Annotated in this window: 13 protein-coding genes; 6 read left to right on the top strand and 7 right to left on the bottom strand. The window is 37.9% G+C overall.

What is annotated here, in order from left to right; all coding sequences use genetic code 11:
- Positions 1-8: 8 nt before the first annotated feature.
- Positions 9-833 (bottom strand): PD-(D/E)XK nuclease family protein, encoded by an 825-nt coding sequence (locus ACM03V_RS00320; protein WP_414618754.1) that lies wholly within the window; start codon positions 831-833, stop codon positions 9-11.
- A gap of 485 nt (positions 834-1,318) precedes the next feature.
- Here ACM03V_RS00320 and ACM03V_RS00325 point away from each other — a divergent pair, with 485 nt between their 5' ends.
- The gene (locus ACM03V_RS00325) at positions 1,319-1,597 is read left to right on the top strand and encodes a LapA family protein (RefSeq protein ID WP_414618755.1); all 279 of its coding nucleotides are present in this window, start codon (positions 1,319-1,321) and stop codon (positions 1,595-1,597) included.
- Positions 1,598-1,708: 111 nt separating this feature from the next.
- Here the strand turns inward: ACM03V_RS00325 and polA are convergent, their stop codons facing one another.
- Positions 1,709-4,639 (bottom strand): DNA polymerase I, encoded by a 2,931-nt coding sequence (polA, locus tag ACM03V_RS00330; protein WP_414618756.1) that lies wholly within the window; start codon positions 4,637-4,639, stop codon positions 1,709-1,711.
- A 514-nt stretch (positions 4,640-5,153) separates the two neighbouring features.
- On the opposite strand from polA, the gene ACM03V_RS00335 reads away from it, so the two are divergent.
- Positions 5,154-5,972: an exosortase-dependent surface protein XDP2 gene (locus tag ACM03V_RS00335; RefSeq protein WP_414618757.1), complete on the top strand. Its 819-nt coding sequence runs from the start codon at positions 5,154-5,156 to the stop codon at positions 5,970-5,972.
- A gap of 145 nt (positions 5,973-6,117) precedes the next feature.
- Positions 6,118-6,981 (top strand): Cof-type HAD-IIB family hydrolase, encoded by an 864-nt coding sequence (locus tag ACM03V_RS00340; protein ID WP_414618758.1) that lies wholly within the window; start codon positions 6,118-6,120, stop codon positions 6,979-6,981.
- A gap of 333 nt (positions 6,982-7,314) precedes the next feature.
- Here the strand turns inward: ACM03V_RS00340 and ACM03V_RS00345 are convergent, their stop codons facing one another.
- Positions 7,315-8,139, bottom strand: coding sequence for a DALR anticodon-binding domain-containing protein (locus ACM03V_RS00345; protein WP_414618759.1), 825 nt, complete (start codon positions 8,137-8,139; stop codon positions 7,315-7,317).
- Between the two features lie 275 nt (positions 8,140-8,414).
- Here ACM03V_RS00345 and ACM03V_RS00350 point away from each other — a divergent pair, with 275 nt between their 5' ends.
- Entirely contained in the window at positions 8,415-9,173 is a 759-nt protein-coding gene (locus ACM03V_RS00350; protein WP_414618760.1) for a Crp/Fnr family transcriptional regulator, read from the top strand.
- 28 nt (positions 9,174-9,201) lie between these two features.
- On the opposite strand, the gene ACM03V_RS00355 is transcribed toward ACM03V_RS00350, so the two are convergent.
- The 4 genes from ACM03V_RS00355 to ACM03V_RS00370 all read right to left on the bottom strand — a co-directional run bounded on the left by ACM03V_RS00355 (position 9,202) and on the right by ACM03V_RS00370 (position 14,625).
- Entirely contained in the window at positions 9,202-10,281 is a 1,080-nt protein-coding gene (locus ACM03V_RS00355) for a PstS family phosphate ABC transporter substrate-binding protein (protein ID WP_414618761.1), read from the bottom strand.
- 102 nt (positions 10,282-10,383) lie between these two features.
- The gene (locus ACM03V_RS00360) at positions 10,384-11,415 is read right to left on the bottom strand and encodes a PstS family phosphate ABC transporter substrate-binding protein (protein ID WP_414618762.1); all 1,032 of its coding nucleotides are present in this window, start codon (positions 11,413-11,415) and stop codon (positions 10,384-10,386) included.
- Between the two features lie 579 nt (positions 11,416-11,994).
- Positions 11,995-13,410, bottom strand: coding sequence for a protein kinase domain-containing protein (locus ACM03V_RS00365; protein ID WP_414618763.1), 1,416 nt, complete (start codon positions 13,408-13,410; stop codon positions 11,995-11,997).
- A 204-nt stretch (positions 13,411-13,614) separates the two neighbouring features.
- Positions 13,615-14,625 (bottom strand): LysR family transcriptional regulator, encoded by a 1,011-nt coding sequence (locus ACM03V_RS00370; RefSeq protein ID WP_414618764.1) that lies wholly within the window; start codon positions 14,623-14,625, stop codon positions 13,615-13,617.
- 225 nt (positions 14,626-14,850) lie between these two features.
- Between ACM03V_RS00370 and ACM03V_RS00375 the strand changes: the two genes are divergently transcribed.
- The gene (locus ACM03V_RS00375; protein ID WP_414618765.1) at positions 14,851-15,573 is read left to right on the top strand and encodes an NnrU family protein; all 723 of its coding nucleotides are present in this window, start codon (positions 14,851-14,853) and stop codon (positions 15,571-15,573) included.
- Between the two features lie 652 nt (positions 15,574-16,225).
- Positions 16,226-16,624, top strand: coding sequence for a thioredoxin family protein (locus ACM03V_RS00380; RefSeq protein ID WP_414618766.1), 399 nt, complete (start codon positions 16,226-16,228; stop codon positions 16,622-16,624).
- The last annotated feature ends 85 nt before the right edge of the window (positions 16,625-16,709 follow it).

Raw genomic sequence — 16,709 nt, forward strand, 5'->3', positions numbered from 1 at the left:
CCAATTCCTTACTCCCCATCTGATGCAACTGAAAATTCACAGATAGATTGAAACGGACAAAAGCGACAGTGATAACCGGGATTAGCAGGAAATATTTGACTAAAATTTTCTGTATTTTGATGATATTGTTGTAAATCTTTTTGATGCTTCTGGGCAATATAGCTCAGATGAAATTCAATCAATTTTAATTCGCTACTACTAACAGTAATTACGTGAGACTTCTTACCCATTTCCAAATTATAAAATGAGGCGCTCGCCTGGTATTTTGGGTACAGATAACGTGCTGCGAGTAAATAAACTAATGCTTGTCGGCGGTCAAAAGGAGATTTACCTGTTTTAAAATCTATAATATGTAGTGTACTATCGGATTCGTTTAAAACGCAGTCCATCGCTGCATACAAACGAAAATGATACTGTTCGCGTTCGATAAAAATAGGTTTGGGAAAGCCTTCATCTCCACGAGTTAATAACATAATGCGCTTATCTAAAAGTAAAGGCGCATCTTGATATTTTTTTAAAATTTGTCGCACTCGTTCTTGAATTTCATCGGCTAAATTTCCTAATTTTAAAAGTCGTGCAACCTTTTCTACACCATCAACAGAATTGAGCAGATTTCTATTGTGGTGAAACTCATAAACACCCTTTTGTGCGAGCAAACCTATACGCTGGGATGCAGTGACTTTCGCCTTCAATAAAGCTTTAACTTTGGGTTCATCTTGCCGTGCTTTAATAAATCCCCGTTTCATCTGACAGTGCCAGCGTTGTTGCCCTGAAGCCGGGGCAATTAAACTCCACAGATTATAGCTGGCGAAAAGTCTTATAGGGCTTGACATTGCGATAGCAGCGGTGAAAATGCAAGGTTTAAGTATTATCTACAGGCAAAAATTGGACGTTTTCGTATGGTTTTAATCTTAAATACCAACCAATTGTCCAAAACCGGACTATATTAAACTCTCTTACACCCCGCTCAATTCAATTAAAATTGATAGCGTCCAGTTAAAGGTAATGCACTTAGAAATTATATTTTAACTCTTGAAACTATAGGTGTGGATATTAAAGAGCTTTTTGTTTGCTAAAATACTAAATCTTTAATCAAATTAGCTTTTATCTATAATGACTGGGATTTTTGTAAGTTTAACTAAAAAGCTATAAAAGTTTAGATTGACTGGGTAGCTATTAGAGATGCTGTTACTGCTTGCATATTTAACCTGAATTCTACTTTAATATAAAGATAATAATTAAAGCACCGGATTATTTGAATCAGAAACCTCATACATCCACAAGTGCTTTTTCGTATTATTTATGTATTGTATTATTTATGAAAACAACCGTAAACCTGCTTTTATCAATAATTGTAGCCTTGTGGATAATGGCGATCGCTATTATCTCAGTGCAAAATGCCACCCCAGTATCGTTAAGATTTCTAACATTTGAATCAGTTCAAATTCCAGTCGGGTTACTACTGACTTTTTTTGTCGCAGTCGGAATCATTGCTGCAAGCGTACTGCAACCTTTATTGAGAAAATCCAACTCAAAACGAAGCACTTCTCGACGGTATGAAGATGATGCCGAATTTTTTGTAGATGAAGATTTTTAAACTATTACAAATTTTATTAACAAAAGTTCGTAGTAAGGGCTTGAGCCACTTAATCCGAGCGATAAATCGCTTACTACGAACCTAACTGGTAATTGATAATTGATAATTGATTCACTTCGCTTCCATCCAGTTATCACCTGCTTTTGCTTCCACCAGTAAAGGAACGCTTAATTCTAAAGCATTTTCCATCACTGATTTAATCTTGATTTGCAATTCTGACAATTCTTGAGGAGGAACTTCAAAAATTAATTCATCGTGAACTTGTAACAATAATCTGGCTTGATAATTTTGCAAAAGTTCGTGTATTTTTATCGAAGCAATTTTGATAATATCGGCGCTAGAACCTTGAATTGGAGCATTAGCAGCAGAGCGCAACAATCCCGCATCGTAAGCTCCTATATTTTTCAATTTACTTAAGTCAATTTCTTCGGGATTAACATTTTTTAGGTTGACTAAATTTCTACTAGTAAAATCTACATAGCGTCTGCGCCCTAAAATTGTTTCTACATAACCTTGAGAAATTGCTTGTTTTTTCAAACTTTCCAAAAATTCAAAAATTTTTGGATATCGACTATAAAATCTTTTAATAAATTCATTAGCAAGATTTTTATCTATACCAGTTGAACGGGAAAATCTCAACGAACCCATTCCGTAAATTACACCGAAGTTAATAGTTTTAGCTACTCGTCTTTCATCCGAAGAAATATCATCTTTTTCATATACCAACCGCGCTGTAACGGTATGTATATCTTGATTATTGTTATAAGCTTCTACCAAAACTGGTTCTTGACTCAAATGAGCCAATATTCGTAACTCAATTTGCGAGTAATCCGCAGCTACTATCAACCAACCTTCTTCCGGGATAAAAGCTTTACGAATTTGACGGCTAAAAGCTGTACGAATCGGAATATTTTGTAAGTTTGGATTGGAAGAAGATAGCCTTCCAGTTGAAGTTGCTGTTTGATTAAAATCTGTATGCACTCGCTTAGTATCTTCCCTAACTAAAGCTGGAAGTGCATCTACATAGGTAGATTTTAGTTTGGATAATGTCCGATATTCAATAATGCCTTCGATAATGCCAGTTTCATCGTCTTCTTGCAGCCTTTCTAAAGTTGCCGCATCTGTAGAATATCCGGTTTTAATCTTACGAGAATACTTTTTATTTAATCCCAAATTATCAAATAATATTTGACTCAACTGTTTGGGAGAACCTAAATTAAATTTTTCTCCAGCTATTTCCTGTACTTGTTCTTCCAACTTCTTTAAATCGATTTCTAACTGCTGCGAAAGTTCGTTTAAATAAGCTGAATCAATACGGATTCCTTGATATTCCATGTCCGCTAAGACTTCTTCAAGCGGTTGTTCTACTTCTAATAACAACTTTGATAAACGGGGAAAATTGTTCAATTCTTCCCGCAGTTTTGCGACTAACCCAAATGTGGTATAAGCATCCATCCCGCAATAATCTGCGACTTCAGAAATACTAACATCCGCAATAGTTTGACCTTTCGGAACCAACTCAACGTAACTTTTAGCTGTCAATTTCAAGTATTTTTGAGAAAGTTCGCTCAATCCGTGACTGCTGTCGGGATTAAGAACATAACTTGCTAACATCGAGTCAAATATTACCCCTGCAATATTAATTCCTTGACATCGCAAAACTAAACGGTCAAATTTAGTATTTTGAAAAGCTTTCGGATAATCTGCACTTTCTAAAATTGGACGTAGGGCTTCTAAAGCAACATTTTTATCCAAATTATTGCCGTTTTTATGTCCCACAGGAATATAAGCAACTTCCGAGGGTTCATTTCCCCAACAACAGCCAATTCCAACTAAATCAGCATCTCGCGGTTCTAAATCGGTAGTTTCGGTATCCCAAGCGACGGGTGTTTCGGTACTTTTAATTTTTTTGAGTATTTTAACTAGTGCTTTAAGCTTTGCTTCCGTATCAATGATGCGCGGTTGAATTGGAGAAGTCTTTTGCTTTTGGGATTCTAATGTCTCTTCATAAGTCCAAAACCATAAATCATCATCTTCAACTTCTATAACTTCCGCTTGTGCTATTTCTTCAACATCACCGCCAAACTTTTGCTGAAGCTGATTAATTTTTTTCAAAAAAGAGCTAAATTCTAACTTTTCTAAAATTGGCTTGAGTTCGCTATTCTCAAAACCTTTTAACTTACACTCTTCTAAATCAACTTCTAACGGAACATCTTCAACTATTTTCGCTAAAAACTTGGATTTTTCCGCATCTTCTTTCCCCGCTTCGAGTTTCTTATGAGTTGCGCCTTTTATTTCATCTAAAGACTGATAAACTTTGTCCAGAGTACCGTAAGTATCGAGCAACTGTACTGCTGTTTTCTCTCCAATTCCCTTCACGCCGGGAATATTATCCGATTTATCCCCGCAAAGTGCTTTAAAATCAACTACTTGAGTTGGTAAAACCCCTAATTTTTCCTTAACTTCTTCCGAGTGAAACTCTTTTAACCCCTTACTCGAACGCTGTAGAGCTTCCTTATTCAAATACAGAACGCTAATTTGCTTGTCTTTATCAACTAACTGAAATAAATCTCTGTCTCCCGTGAGGATTTTAACTTGATATCCTGCATTAGAAGCCTTTTGCGCTAAGGTTCCTAAAACATCATCTGCTTCAAAACCCGCAGCAGTCAAAATTGGTAAATTTAATCCCGTAAGTAATTCGTGGAGATTTTCCAAATCGGGAATAAAATCTTCTGGGGTTCCCGGACGATCGGCTTTATAAGTATCATCAGCTTGATGGCGGAAAGTTGGTAAACCCAAATCAAAAGCAACGGCGATCGCTTCAGGTTGTTGTTTTTCCATTACTTCGAGCAAAGACTTAATAAAGCCAAAACACACGCTGGTAGGTATACCCGTTTTGGTACGAAGTCCACCATCTCGCCCTTTAGCAAAAGCAAAATAAGAACGAAACGCCAGAGAATGTCCGTCAACCAAGACGAATGTGGGATTTTTAGGAGAACTTATATCGGAAGTCAACTGATTAGAAGGTGTAATTGGGGACATCTATTTATTTTAATCAGTTGGTTCCCTTTTGGAACATTTGTTTTAGTCGAGAAGTAAAATTTTATATTTACCGCTGCGAAACACTATTCCGGCAGCAGAAAACTAAGAATCGAAATTTAAGATTTCAAATAAATTAAAACAAGCCGGGTTTACTTACGTAACCTAAAACTTCATCTTCTGACTAAGCCATTAGTGAAAAACCCCGGTTTATTAGCTGAATGCAGCATAAAACTAAAGTGTCTTTATAAATATCAATACTATCTTTATCAAATTCCTAAATATTTTTTGCACTCATGAGTTAGTGGAGTTTACAACTAAAGCTGCATTTTATATCTAATTTTATTCAACATAAAACTAGCTTCAAAATTAGTTGAATTTCGCATTCCTAAACTTTAAATATTGTTCGGGATGTTTGCGGATGTGTATTGTAGACCTGATAGAACACAATTAAAACATGAAGCGCAAAACAAATTGCTTCAAAAAAACGATAAATTTTATAGAGAAGGGAAATAAAATGAAATTTAGTAAATTAGTTACTTCTATCGGCTTAACAGTTAGTACAGTTCTATTTGTTTCTAATTCCGCTCAAGCTGCGAGTTTCACAACTAATGTTACCCAAAAGACTGATGCTAAAAAAGATATTTTATTAGAATCAATTGAGCAAAACGAAAAGACTATTAATCAGTTTTCCTTTGTTAACAAAGCTGTAATTAACAAAAATACACAGAGAACCAACAACAAAAATAGCGGTGCAGCAAGTACAGATAAAGGTGATGAAGCTAGCGCCCCTGTAATTACTGCTGAAGACCCTGATGAAGTAGAAATTGCCAAATTTTTAGGAAATAGCAACTTAAACAATATTGTTGACACAGAAGACAATGGTTCATTTAATATCAATGTATTTTTCGATAGTGTTATTAAAGCAGATAATTCGGGCTTAGATAGCTTGTTCTTCTGGGAACGAGGTAGGAACAGTGACTTAAGCGTCCAAGCTATTGATAGTACAGGAAATATTATTGGTAATGCGATTAAGTTATTAAGAAAAGAGCAACAAGATGCCGGTTTTCAAATAGATACAAAGGAAATTGATAATAGTCAAAAAGTTGGTTCTTGGGGAGTCAGCCTAGCCCAGTTAGGAGTTACTAACTTAAGTGGAATTCAACTCTCAGCAGACGGTACATTTAAGGGTCCTGATTTCAAAGTAGTTGCTAGAAAATCCCAAGGAAATTTTGTCAAAGCTGTACCAGAACCCGGAACTATAATTGGTTTAGGTTCTTTTGCAGCACTAGCTTTTGTCCGTCGTCGTAAATCTGTTTCAAATATTGCTTCTTGAAATCACATAAAATCTTCAAAATTTGAGTTATTAAGAAACCCGGCTTTTTCAAAAAAACCGGGTTTCTATAATTTAACCAATATTTTTTCCCTTCACCTGTTAATCTCTAACTGGGACTTAAGTATATTAATGGGAATCTAACAGCATGGGGAATATATCCGCCCAAGATATTAAACTACTAGTTTTAGATATTGATGGCACCATTGCCGGAGAATCTAATAAAATCAGCAATCGCGTAATAGAAACAGTAAAAGCAGCCCAAGCAAAAGGAATTCAAGTTGCGATCGCCACTGGTAGAATGTACTGTTCGGCTTTACACTACCACGCTCAAATCGGCTCTACTTTACCGTTAATAGCTTATCAAGGGGCTTGGATTCAAGATCCAGTTTCCCAAAAAATTCACCAGCATTTATCCGTTCCCAAGGAAGTAGCATTAAAACTCTTGGATTATTTTGAACAACCCTCTCTACGTCAGCTTTTATCCGTCCACTTCTATATAAATGACCAACTTTACGTCCGAGAATTAACCGAAGAAACAAAAATCTACGGACAACGTTCCGGTATTGCACCAATTCCTGTAGGTGACTTGCGCTCTACTCTAAACAACGAACCAACAAAAATTCTCGCTCTGTGCCAAGACACGGAAGTTATCGATAAATTACTTGATAATTTGCGTCTGCAATATACCCCAGCAGAACTTTATCTAACCAAATCCGTAGCCACTTTTTTTGAAGCAACTAATCCTTTAGTAAATAAAGGAGCTGCGGTACGCTATATAGCTGAAGAATTATTAGGCTTGCAAAAAACCAACGTAATGACGGTTGGCGACAACTTTAACGATGTAGAAATGCTCGAATATGCTGGTATCGGCGTAGCAATGGGTAACGCACCAACTCAAGTTCAAGATATAGCTAGCTGGGTAGCTCCCGATGTAGAGCAAGATGGAGCAGCCGCAGCAATTGAAAAATTTTTATTAGGAAGTAGCAAAAAATCTGATTGTTGCGAATAAATGCTACGAAATCAGAAAGGGCACCGACGACTGGCCGTGTTTCGTCTCGGTGCCCTTACTGGTTCGCTCCTCACACAAGGGCTAATATATCTGAACCTATTTGATTAGTCAATAGTTGTTATAAAACTTTATATTGCTTTCATTCATGAGGAGTTAGTGGTTAGTTGTTGGGAGTTAGGAGTTGGTAATTGGTAATTGGGCATGGGGCATGGGGCATTGGGAATAAGTAATAGTTAGGAGTTAGGAGTTAGGAGTTAGGAGTTATTAGTTATTAGTCGTAAGTGATGGTTTTTGATCTCCTTGTCCCCTTGTCTCCTCTCCCCATCTCCCGACTCACAATTCCAACCAAGCCGATATACCCAATTTTTCTTCAAGCAGAAACCTTAACACCGACTGAGTAGTCATGAGCAATCCGATTCTAGCCATAACAAGTTCTGGTGCGGTAATTTTTAAGTCGTTGTGAATGCGACAAGTTGACCAAAAACCTTCAAACGCCTTTACTAAACTAAGGGCTGCTCCTTCCCATTTAATTGGACGAACAATGACTGGCTGTAACTCATCTACAATTCTTACCAAATTTCCAATCAAACAGCGTTCGGCTTGATGGTTTAAACGAAGTTGTCCATCACTTTTAAGCCAAGGTATGGGTTCAGAAGAATTTTTATTACAGTCAATATTAAAGTCAACTAATTTTTCTTGTTGTGCCAGTTTCAATAAAGAACAGCAGCGTGCATGAACGTATTGAATAGAAAATACACAATCGCTTAAACCATCGATCTTAGCTTTGAAGTTAACTGGGCTTGCCTTTACACTACAGTTTTGCTCGATAAAACTTTGCAGCCAAACAGCTAAAAGTGAGTCTGTGACTTGTATCTGAATCAAACCTGAAGGTAGAACCTCTACCGTAAAATGAGCGGTCAAATCTGCTGATAGGTAAGAAGCTATTGAATTAGCTATGGGAAAAGTCTGGGAATTATGAGATTTCGAGAGGTGAAACGCTATACCTGATATATAAGATATTTTAATATCACTTTTACCTTTAGATAGAGGAATATCTTTTTTTTCAATATATTTATATTCTGATGACAGAGCATAAATACTCATTGCTCTAGTCAAATAACCGTATATTAGCTGGATTATTGCTGTGTATTTACTCACTAGTAACTTTTAATGCACATAAGATACTGATGACAACACTGTAAACCCAGAAACATTGATTTTATGTCATCCGTCTTAAGACATATCTTTATATTTGGTCAAAGAATATTAGAATTGCATAAAATTTAGTGAATTCTGGGTAAACTTTACTACAAACATTGTACAGTAAGAGTATAACAAAAGAGTAGAAGCGATCATTTCTACCTTTTGGATAGCTGGCCAGGCGGTTTAACGCCTAAGATGGCCTTTCACAAAGACACTCCTTGCACCTTTTTATGTCGTCTTTGTCTTCAGCCGAACGCTCTTTGTTACCTATGCAATCTCAATCCTCTTTCTCCGAGGCATCACGTCCTTTTTTAACTTGGCAACGAATTCTTGATTGGGCACAAGAACACTATCGCTGCCGCACCTTTAGCAAAGATGAGCGAATTCCAGCTAGACCTGGGTTGCTGTATTTGGTGCAAAGGGGTGCGATCCGCATGGTGGGAACCGCTCAAGTGAGTGCCACTGCTTCACAATTAACGTCTCGCCGGATTAACAGAACTCCTGAAGAAGCATTCTTGGGTTTTGTCGGTGCGGGACAGCCATTTGAAATTGTTGCTCAATCACCTTTCACCTTGCAGTCATACGCTCATGTTGACCAAACAGCAGTGTTGTGGATGTACTGGCACGATTTAGATAATTGGCCTCATTTTCGCCGCGAAGTTATGGATGCCTTTAGGTATCAACACCAGCGTAAACTGTTGTGGTTGAGCGCCTTAGGACAGCGACGCACAATCGACCGACTTTTAGGTTTCCTCACTTTATTAATTGAGGAATACGGAGAACCGGCGATGAGCGAAAATGACCCCGAAGTAATTCATGGGTATTGTCTGCCCTTCCCCCTCACTCATGCACAAATAGGCAGTGCAATCGGTTCGACTCGCGTCACCGTAACTCGCCTAATGGGTAAGTTGCGCCAGCGGGGTCTAATCCTTACTCAAGGGGATAATTTAATCTGCTTGCCAGCAGAGTCTATTAGTAAAGCGAGCTAATATGTACCGGCTTGTCGGCAGCTTTGTGTCAGCGAATTCTGACAAACCCACTTTGGGTAATGAGTTCCTGTCCTTGCTGAGTCCGTAAAAAGTTGGCATAAGCAACACCTGCTTGTTGTTCGGTTTGCCCGTTTTGTTTGACCACCACAAACAAATTTCGGGTAATCGGGTAATCACCAGACTGAAAAGCCTCAATGTTCAATTTGTTGCGCGATTGAGGACATTCTGAAGGGAGGACGAATGGTTCTTGATAGGGAGCAACGTATTTCCCTTGCGTTCGCCCCAACGGCAAGGATTTGATTGAACATTGAGGTACGACTTCTGGGGCAGAAGCGTAATAAATACCGCCAAGACTAGCTGCTACTTTTCGTAGCGCTTGGGTGGTGGTGGATACAAGTTCCACCGTTGAAGCCATAGGCTGACCACCCAAAACGTCTTGAACAAATAGTTCTACCGTGCCGCCATCACTGATGCGACGTGAGTAGGCTTGAATTGGTATATTTGCACCACCCACTTGGTTCCAATTAGTTATTTTGCCAGTGTAAATTGACTTTAACTGTTCTATAGTTAATCCCGGAACGTTTATATTAGGGTTAACAGCTACTGCTAATCCATCTATAGCTACAGGAATTTGTTGGAGAGTGAATCCCCGTTGCTTACCACGGCTTAATTCACTATTTAGCAATGGTCTTGAAGACTGAGCAAACGCCAATCTATCGTTGATTAGCATTTCAATACCAGAACTGGAACCAGCCGTACTATTTAAAGGTTGTACGTAGCGCAGACGAAAATCGGTTTTTTCTGCCTGAATTTTTTTATCTACTGATTCTCTTATTGGTGCCCAAGAGGTACTCCCTCCGTAGTTAAATAATCCAGTAGGGACATTTTCTACAGAAGCAAAAGTATTACCACCCGTTCCCGATGTTGAAACTGGAGGAACTGCTGGTGTATTTGATGTATCCAAATCGGGTTTATTCGGTTGAGATTTGATAAGAGAAGTAATATTAGCATCACTATTTTTCTTGAACCACCACCATCCACCGGCTATAAGTAAAGTGGTAATTAGTAAAGATAAAATCAGAATTGGAGTTTCATTTTTCTGTGACATTGGAAATTATTTATTTTAAATATTATATTTTTGTTTTCTAATAAATAGCTAATAGCCAATTGTCAAAAGATAATTTGACTATTAGCTTGAAAATATCAGACATTATCTAATTCTGACAAATCCGGCTTTAGAAATTAATTTCTGACCTTGATCGGTGAGTAACAAATTAGCATAAGCAGTACCTGCTTGTTCGTCAGTTTGATCATTTTTCTTAACCACTACAAATAAGCGTCTAGTCATAGGATATTCATCATTTCTAAAAGCATCCATATTTAATTGATTGCGCTTTTGCGGACATTCAGTTGGTGGAATATATGGTTCTTTATAGGGCGGAATTAATTTCGACTGAATTCGTCCTATAGGTAAAGGCTTAATACCACATTGCCCAACAACTTCGGGTGCAGAAGCATAGTATATACCACCCATGTTTTGAGCTACTTTTCTCAAAGCCTCAGTAGTAGTCGAAATTTTTTCAACATTTTGACCAAACTTTTCTTTGTCCAAAATGTTATTAACGAAAAATTCAACAGTACCTCCCTCACTAATTTTGGATAATGGTACTATTTTTTGATTTTCTCCGCCAACTTCTTGCCAGTTAGTTATTTTTCCAGTGTAAATATCTTTGAGTTGAGTTAAGGTAAGCCCCGGAATATTTAAGTTAGGGTTAACAGCGATCGCAATACCATCGATAGCAACTGGAATTTCTTCAAGTTTAAAACCTCGCTGTTGCGCTTGTTGGTATTCTTTATCTTTCACCGATCGCGAAGATTGAGAAAAAGCCAACTGATTGTTCAACAACATCTTAATACCAGTGCCAGAACCGGGGGCAGCTGTAGTTGGATTTGTATAGCGGAGTTGAAATTTAGGTAAAGCAGTTTCGATCGCAGAATCAACTTCTTTACGAATAGGTGCCCATGTAGTACTGCCCCCGTAGCTAAACAATCCAGAAGGAACTTGTTCGATGGAAGCAAAGCTTTTCTCCCCTGATAGCAGGTTGGCTTGAGATTGATTATTGGCAAAAAAACCAAGTCGAATATCATAGCTATTAGCCAACCACCAATATACTCCACCTACTAAACCGAGAGTAATTAGCAGGGCTAAAACTATAATCGGGGTCTCGTTTTTTTGCGCCATATATTTAGTGATTGACAATAATAAAGAATAATTTAATTCCGTCGGCACTATCTCTTATAGAGATAAATAAAATTAGAAATAGATGCCCCTATCACTTAATTTTGATAAATAATCTACAGAATTTATATACATGAATTTATATACCTATAGATTAAATATGCTTTGTCTGCATCGCTTGAGTATATTGCCTGATTAAATCGCGAAGAAAGACATTTTATGTATACGTTTCTTCTGTCGAGTGCAATACATTTGAAAACAATATATTGCATTCGATCTATAACTCCTATATATAGCGTTCTCAGATTTTAATAAAGTCTTGAGTTGATTTTTTGTAGTCTAAAAAAATCATCCTAAAACTAGGATATTTTAGTTAATAGCAATATATCTCGATCAAAAATCGCGATTCAAGAACACACTTTGCAACTGATTAAATTTACAAACTTTTTGGTATGTTACCAATAGTACATTTTGTAATCACCAATAATAATTGATAATTACAATTTATGTAACAGAACTTAATATACTAATTGGAATCAAGTCGTTTAAGTTAATTAAAAATTAAGAGATGTTTAAGGTTAGTTAAATAATTAAAGATAATATTTTATAGATAATACGAAATAGTGATGTAAGAGCAACTGTAATTAAGCTTGCTGCTAAAGATAAAATAATTATCTCTTGAATGACAAGTTCACCTTGTAACAAGGGAATAAAAAATATAATTAATGAAGTAATCGCAGGAATAATTACTAAATCCCATTTTTCGATCCATCGCCTGGTTTGGGCAAAAATTAAAATTCCTAAAATTACAGCACAAATAACAAAAGTAATAGGAGGTGAATTAAGTAGGCTGAAAAAAGCTATGGAAATTAAAGCACCCATCATACCGCTAAAAGCAGAACCAGCTAATAATTCCAATGTAGAGAATGCTGGTACTAGTGTGCTACGAGTAGTTGGTTTTGGCAGCGGTGGAGGTGCTGGTTGTGATATTACTTGGGGCTGATGGTTATTAAGAGAAGTATCGGGTATGGGTATAGGTTGTGCGGAATCGTCAAGTGCAATCAAAACTTCTTCTGCCGATTGAAAACGTTGATTGGGCGCACTACGGAGCATTTTATCTAAGATTTCGGCAAGGTGAGAGCTAACATTTACTTTGTCTCGCCATTGTAACTGGTTGCTGTAGGCATCAAATAGTCCGCTTATATCTTTTTGTCCGGTTAATAACAAAATAATAGTTACAGCTAAAGCGTATAAATCTGTAGAAGGAAATACTTGTCCTCCAGACATTTGTTCTGGTGGTGCAAATCCCAAGGAATATATTCCCGTAGATGAATTGCCAGCCCCACTCGGACTGTTTGTTACTTGCTTGACTGCGCCAAAATCTAGTAAGAAAAGCTTACCGTTACGATGGCGCATGATGTTGGAAGGTTTGATATCCCGATGGATGATATTTTTATCGTGAACGAATTGCAATACCGGGAGAATTGAACGCATTACGAACAATACTTCTGCTTCCGAGAATTCCCTCCTAATTGTTAATTCTTCTTCTAAGTTTTCTCCATCAATATATTCCTGTACTAGATAGAAAAATTGGTCTTGTTGGTTTGATTGCAAGCCAGGAACTATCACAGGAAAATAAGCAAATAAGTCAGGAATTTGGTCGTGTTGCGAGCCAATCTCCTCTAAAACTACTGCTTCTCTTTCAAATAAATCTTGCGCTAACTGTAGCTGAGTCGGACTTAAATCTCCTGCTGGTAGAAACTGCTTTACCACGCATTGACGTATTAGAGGGGTATGGCGATCGCGCGATAAAAATGCTGCTCCGAAACCTCCTCTTCCAAGCAGCTTTATAGGTAAATAACGTCCGGCTAAAATTAAAGGCATCCCGCAAGCAGTACAGTATTTTTGCTGTGCCGTTCTCAGGGTTGCGTTATCGTCTAAATCTACAAAATGGTTCTGCGGACGAGGACACTGGGGACGAGTACAGTAAATATCCATTGTTAGTCATATAGTCACGAGCAATTTGCATGAAATTGCGAACGGTAAAGTCCGGCTTTAAGTAGTCCGACAGAAATATTTACACAACAACGTTCAACTTAACAAGGGTTAATAGTCGAAAAGCGTATAATTATTTTTGTCTTACTAATAAAGTCGGTGTCATGTTCGTAGTTACTACTATGACAAAACACATTTAACAACACTTTAACTTTCTTTAAAGTTGGATGCCTGTACTTCTAATGCATTTACTGCCAAGGAAGTATGTGATGATTTCAACATATCTATATGCCACCCAGGAGCGGCAAACTGAGGTAGTATTTCTCGACTGAAGGCTTCTGCGGCTTTGGATCTGTACCGATTGGGATTAAAAATCAACCACAGCGTCCGCTTAACAACCACGCTATCAATCGGAGTAAAGTGAAGCATTCCCATTTGTAGCTCTTTGGCAATAGCGCTAGTAGAAACAAAAGCAGCCCCCAAAGAAGATTGCACGGCATTTTTAATTGCTTCAATGGAATTAAGTTCCATTTCAATTTTTAAACGCCGCGTGTCGATATCGTGGCGTGTTAGCACTTGATCTATTACTTTACGGATAGTAGATTGCGAATCTAAAGCAATAAACTGCAATTTGTATAGGTCTTCTTTTTGGATGGTTTCGAGTTTGGTGAATGGATGAGATGCAGGTATAATTAATGCCAATTCATCTTCAGCATAAGGAATTTTCTCTAATGAATCCGCTAATTCTCCGGGAATCTCACCACCAATAATAGCCAAATCGACTTGTCCGTTAACCACACTCCAAGCCGTGCGACGAGTTGAATGAACGTGTAATTGCACCGCCACGTCTGGATATTTCTGTCGGAACATCCCAATCATCCGAGGCAAAAGATAAGTCCCCGTGGTTTGAGAAGCACCGACAATTAAAGTACCCCCTTGAAGATTTTGCAAATCCTCAATGGCGCGACAAGTTTCTTGGCACAAACCAAGGATTTTTTCCCCATAGCTCAAAAGTAAGTGCCCTGCTTCAGTCAACTGTGCCCGACGACCTCCACGGTCGAATAAAGGCACATCCAACTGTCTTTCTAAATTTTGCACTTGCAAACTCACGGCTGGCTGGGAGACATAGAGGCTGTCAGCAGCACGCTTGAAACTCCCTTCTGCGGCTATTGCTTTGAGTATTCGTAACTGATCTAAAGTAAAAGGAAGGTCAGACATAAGGCTTAACCCACGAAAAGGTGCATAAGTAATATTGGTAACATTCGGACTTTCAGACTTTCTAATCGTTATTTTGACAAGGCATGAATGATAACAATGCGTATTAAACGGCAAGCCGCATTACCCGAAAAAGACAGTATCACAACATCTTGACCAAAGTCCTGTTTTTTTTAGGAATATGGTATTGGTTGTACTAGATTTAATTGCCTTTAAATTACTTTATCTATGTATACTATTGTGCCGAGTTGGTTTACCTCCACTCATTGTGTCATGCTAGGGCTGTTATTGACTTTTGCAATTGCTCACAGTGGAGGAGCAGCCCTGCGGTCAAAAGCAGAAAAGCTCATTGGAGCAAGGCTTTATCGGATTTTATTTGCACTTGTCAGCTTGATATTGGCTGTAATATTAATTATTTATTTTTTTAACCATCGTTATGATGGCTTGCAGCTGTGGCAAGTACAAAATGTGCCCGGAATACAGATTTTGGTCTGGGTATTATCGGCAATTTCTTTTATATTTTTATATCCTTCCACATTTAATCTACTGGAAGTTGCTGCTATCTCCAAGCCAGAAGTTCACCTGTACGAAACAGGAATTATTCGTATTACCCGCCATCCACAAATGGTAGGACAAATAATTTGGTGCGTTGCTCATACTCTGTGGATAGGTACTACTTTTACATTAATTACCTCTATCGGATTAGTAGCCCACCATTTATTTGCTGTATGGCATGGCGATCGCCGTTTATATGCGCGTTATGGTGAAGCTTTTGAAAAAGTAAAACAACGTACTAGCACTATTCCTTTTGCTGCAATTATCGATGGTCGTCAATCTATCAAAGGTAAGGAATTCTTACGACCTGCTTATCTTGGTGTTGCTGGCTTTGTACTTTTAATTTGGTGGTCGCACCCCTTTTTGTTCGGTTTAACTAGTAGGGTAAAATGGTAAGCCAATAGAACTGAAGCACAGAAGGCAACAGGCATCTCAAATGCAAAAATATTGAATCCACGACCCATCTGTTGCAACCAGTTCGATGTAGGATAAATTCAAACATTTCTCCTGATATGGGTTACAATTTCCGTAAAAATAAGCTCGCTGGCTATTTCAATCGCCATACAGGTATACTTCGCTAAGGGAAACGCGCTCGCCGCACGTAATACTATAAGGTACGCTTCCCTAGCCGCGCGAACCTTAACACAAACGAGTTAACTAATAAGCCTGCTTCGGCATCTTTAAATAATTTGCTGTGACACAAATAGAATGGCTTTGTCTCGGAGGTGTTTTTTTAGGAAAGTAGAGTTTTAATAGTATGAAGGTTGCTCGTGTCATCTGCCCTTTCAGGGTGAATAATTAACGCCAGTTTTGTAATGGGAGGTTATATTGGATGACGGCAGCTTTGACCAAAAGTCGAAAATTTCAACAGCGAGCTATTTGTCATAATTACATGACAAGAGTGCTATACAAAAAAATAGATGTTTTATACAAGTAAGTAATGCTTTTTGGAGAACATACGAGTATAAAATTCTATAAAGTGCTGTTGCCATCAAATTGCAGACGCGATTTTAGTAATGAATGAAAACCATTAAGTTCAAGAGGCATCATGGTGTTGTCGGTTAATGAACGTACATTTACAAAAGAAGTTTTAGAATCTCAAATTCCAGTTTTAGTTAATTTTGAAGCACCTTGGTGCGGCTTATGTCGCATCATAAAACCTTTATTATTGCAATTTACATCTCAATGTGGCGAAGAAATTAAGTTAGTTGGAGTGAACGCCGATGATAATTTTAAACTCTCTACTACCTACAGACTAAAAACTCTTCCCACCTTGCTATTGATTGAAAACGGCATAGTGAGAAAGCGTTTGGAAGGTTTTAGCGGTAGAGACGACTTATTTACGGCTCTGAATGAAATGAAATACTGCTATACGAATTTACCCCAAACTTACAGCAGTAAAATAACAGCAAAATTAAGTCGTCGCTCGATCAAGCTTGGTGCCTAAATAAACAGAAACGCTCTATCCGTCATTTGATCGATCTTTGAAACTCCACCGCTTTTAGCTTTTAGCTAAACGGTTTATGATCCCC

The sequence above is a fragment of the Calothrix sp. CCY 0018 genome (assembly GCF_963920925.1).
Lineage (GTDB): Bacteria > Cyanobacteriota > Cyanobacteriia > Cyanobacteriales > Nostocaceae > Rivularia.

Bases quoted from the DNA above. Each gene is read 5' to 3' on its own strand.
- ACM03V_RS00320 (WP_414618754.1), bottom strand. From the start codon at position 833: ATGTCAAGCCCTATAAGACTTTTCGCCAGCTATAATCTGTGGAGTTTA.
- ACM03V_RS00325 (WP_414618755.1), top strand. From the start codon at position 1,319: ATGAAAACAACCGTAAACCTGCTTTTATCAATAATTGTAGCCTTGTGG.
- polA (WP_414618756.1), bottom strand. From the start codon at position 4,639: ATGTCCCCAATTACACCTTCTAATCAGTTGACTTCCGATATAAGTTCT.
- ACM03V_RS00335 (WP_414618757.1), top strand. From the start codon at position 5,154: ATGAAATTTAGTAAATTAGTTACTTCTATCGGCTTAACAGTTAGTACA.
- ACM03V_RS00340 (WP_414618758.1), top strand. From the start codon at position 6,118: ATGGGGAATATATCCGCCCAAGATATTAAACTACTAGTTTTAGATATT.
- ACM03V_RS00350 (WP_414618760.1), top strand. From the start codon at position 8,415: ATGTCGTCTTTGTCTTCAGCCGAACGCTCTTTGTTACCTATGCAATCT.
- ACM03V_RS00355 (WP_414618761.1), bottom strand. From the start codon at position 10,281: ATGTCACAGAAAAATGAAACTCCAATTCTGATTTTATCTTTACTAATT.
- ACM03V_RS00360 (WP_414618762.1), bottom strand. From the start codon at position 11,415: ATGGCGCAAAAAAACGAGACCCCGATTATAGTTTTAGCCCTGCTAATT.
- ACM03V_RS00365 (WP_414618763.1), bottom strand. From the start codon at position 13,410: ATGGATATTTACTGTACTCGTCCCCAGTGTCCTCGTCCGCAGAACCAT.
- ACM03V_RS00370 (WP_414618764.1), bottom strand. From the start codon at position 14,625: ATGTCTGACCTTCCTTTTACTTTAGATCAGTTACGAATACTCAAAGCA.
- ACM03V_RS00375 (WP_414618765.1), top strand. From the start codon at position 14,851: ATGTATACTATTGTGCCGAGTTGGTTTACCTCCACTCATTGTGTCATG.
- ACM03V_RS00380 (WP_414618766.1), top strand. From the start codon at position 16,226: ATGGTGTTGTCGGTTAATGAACGTACATTTACAAAAGAAGTTTTAGAA.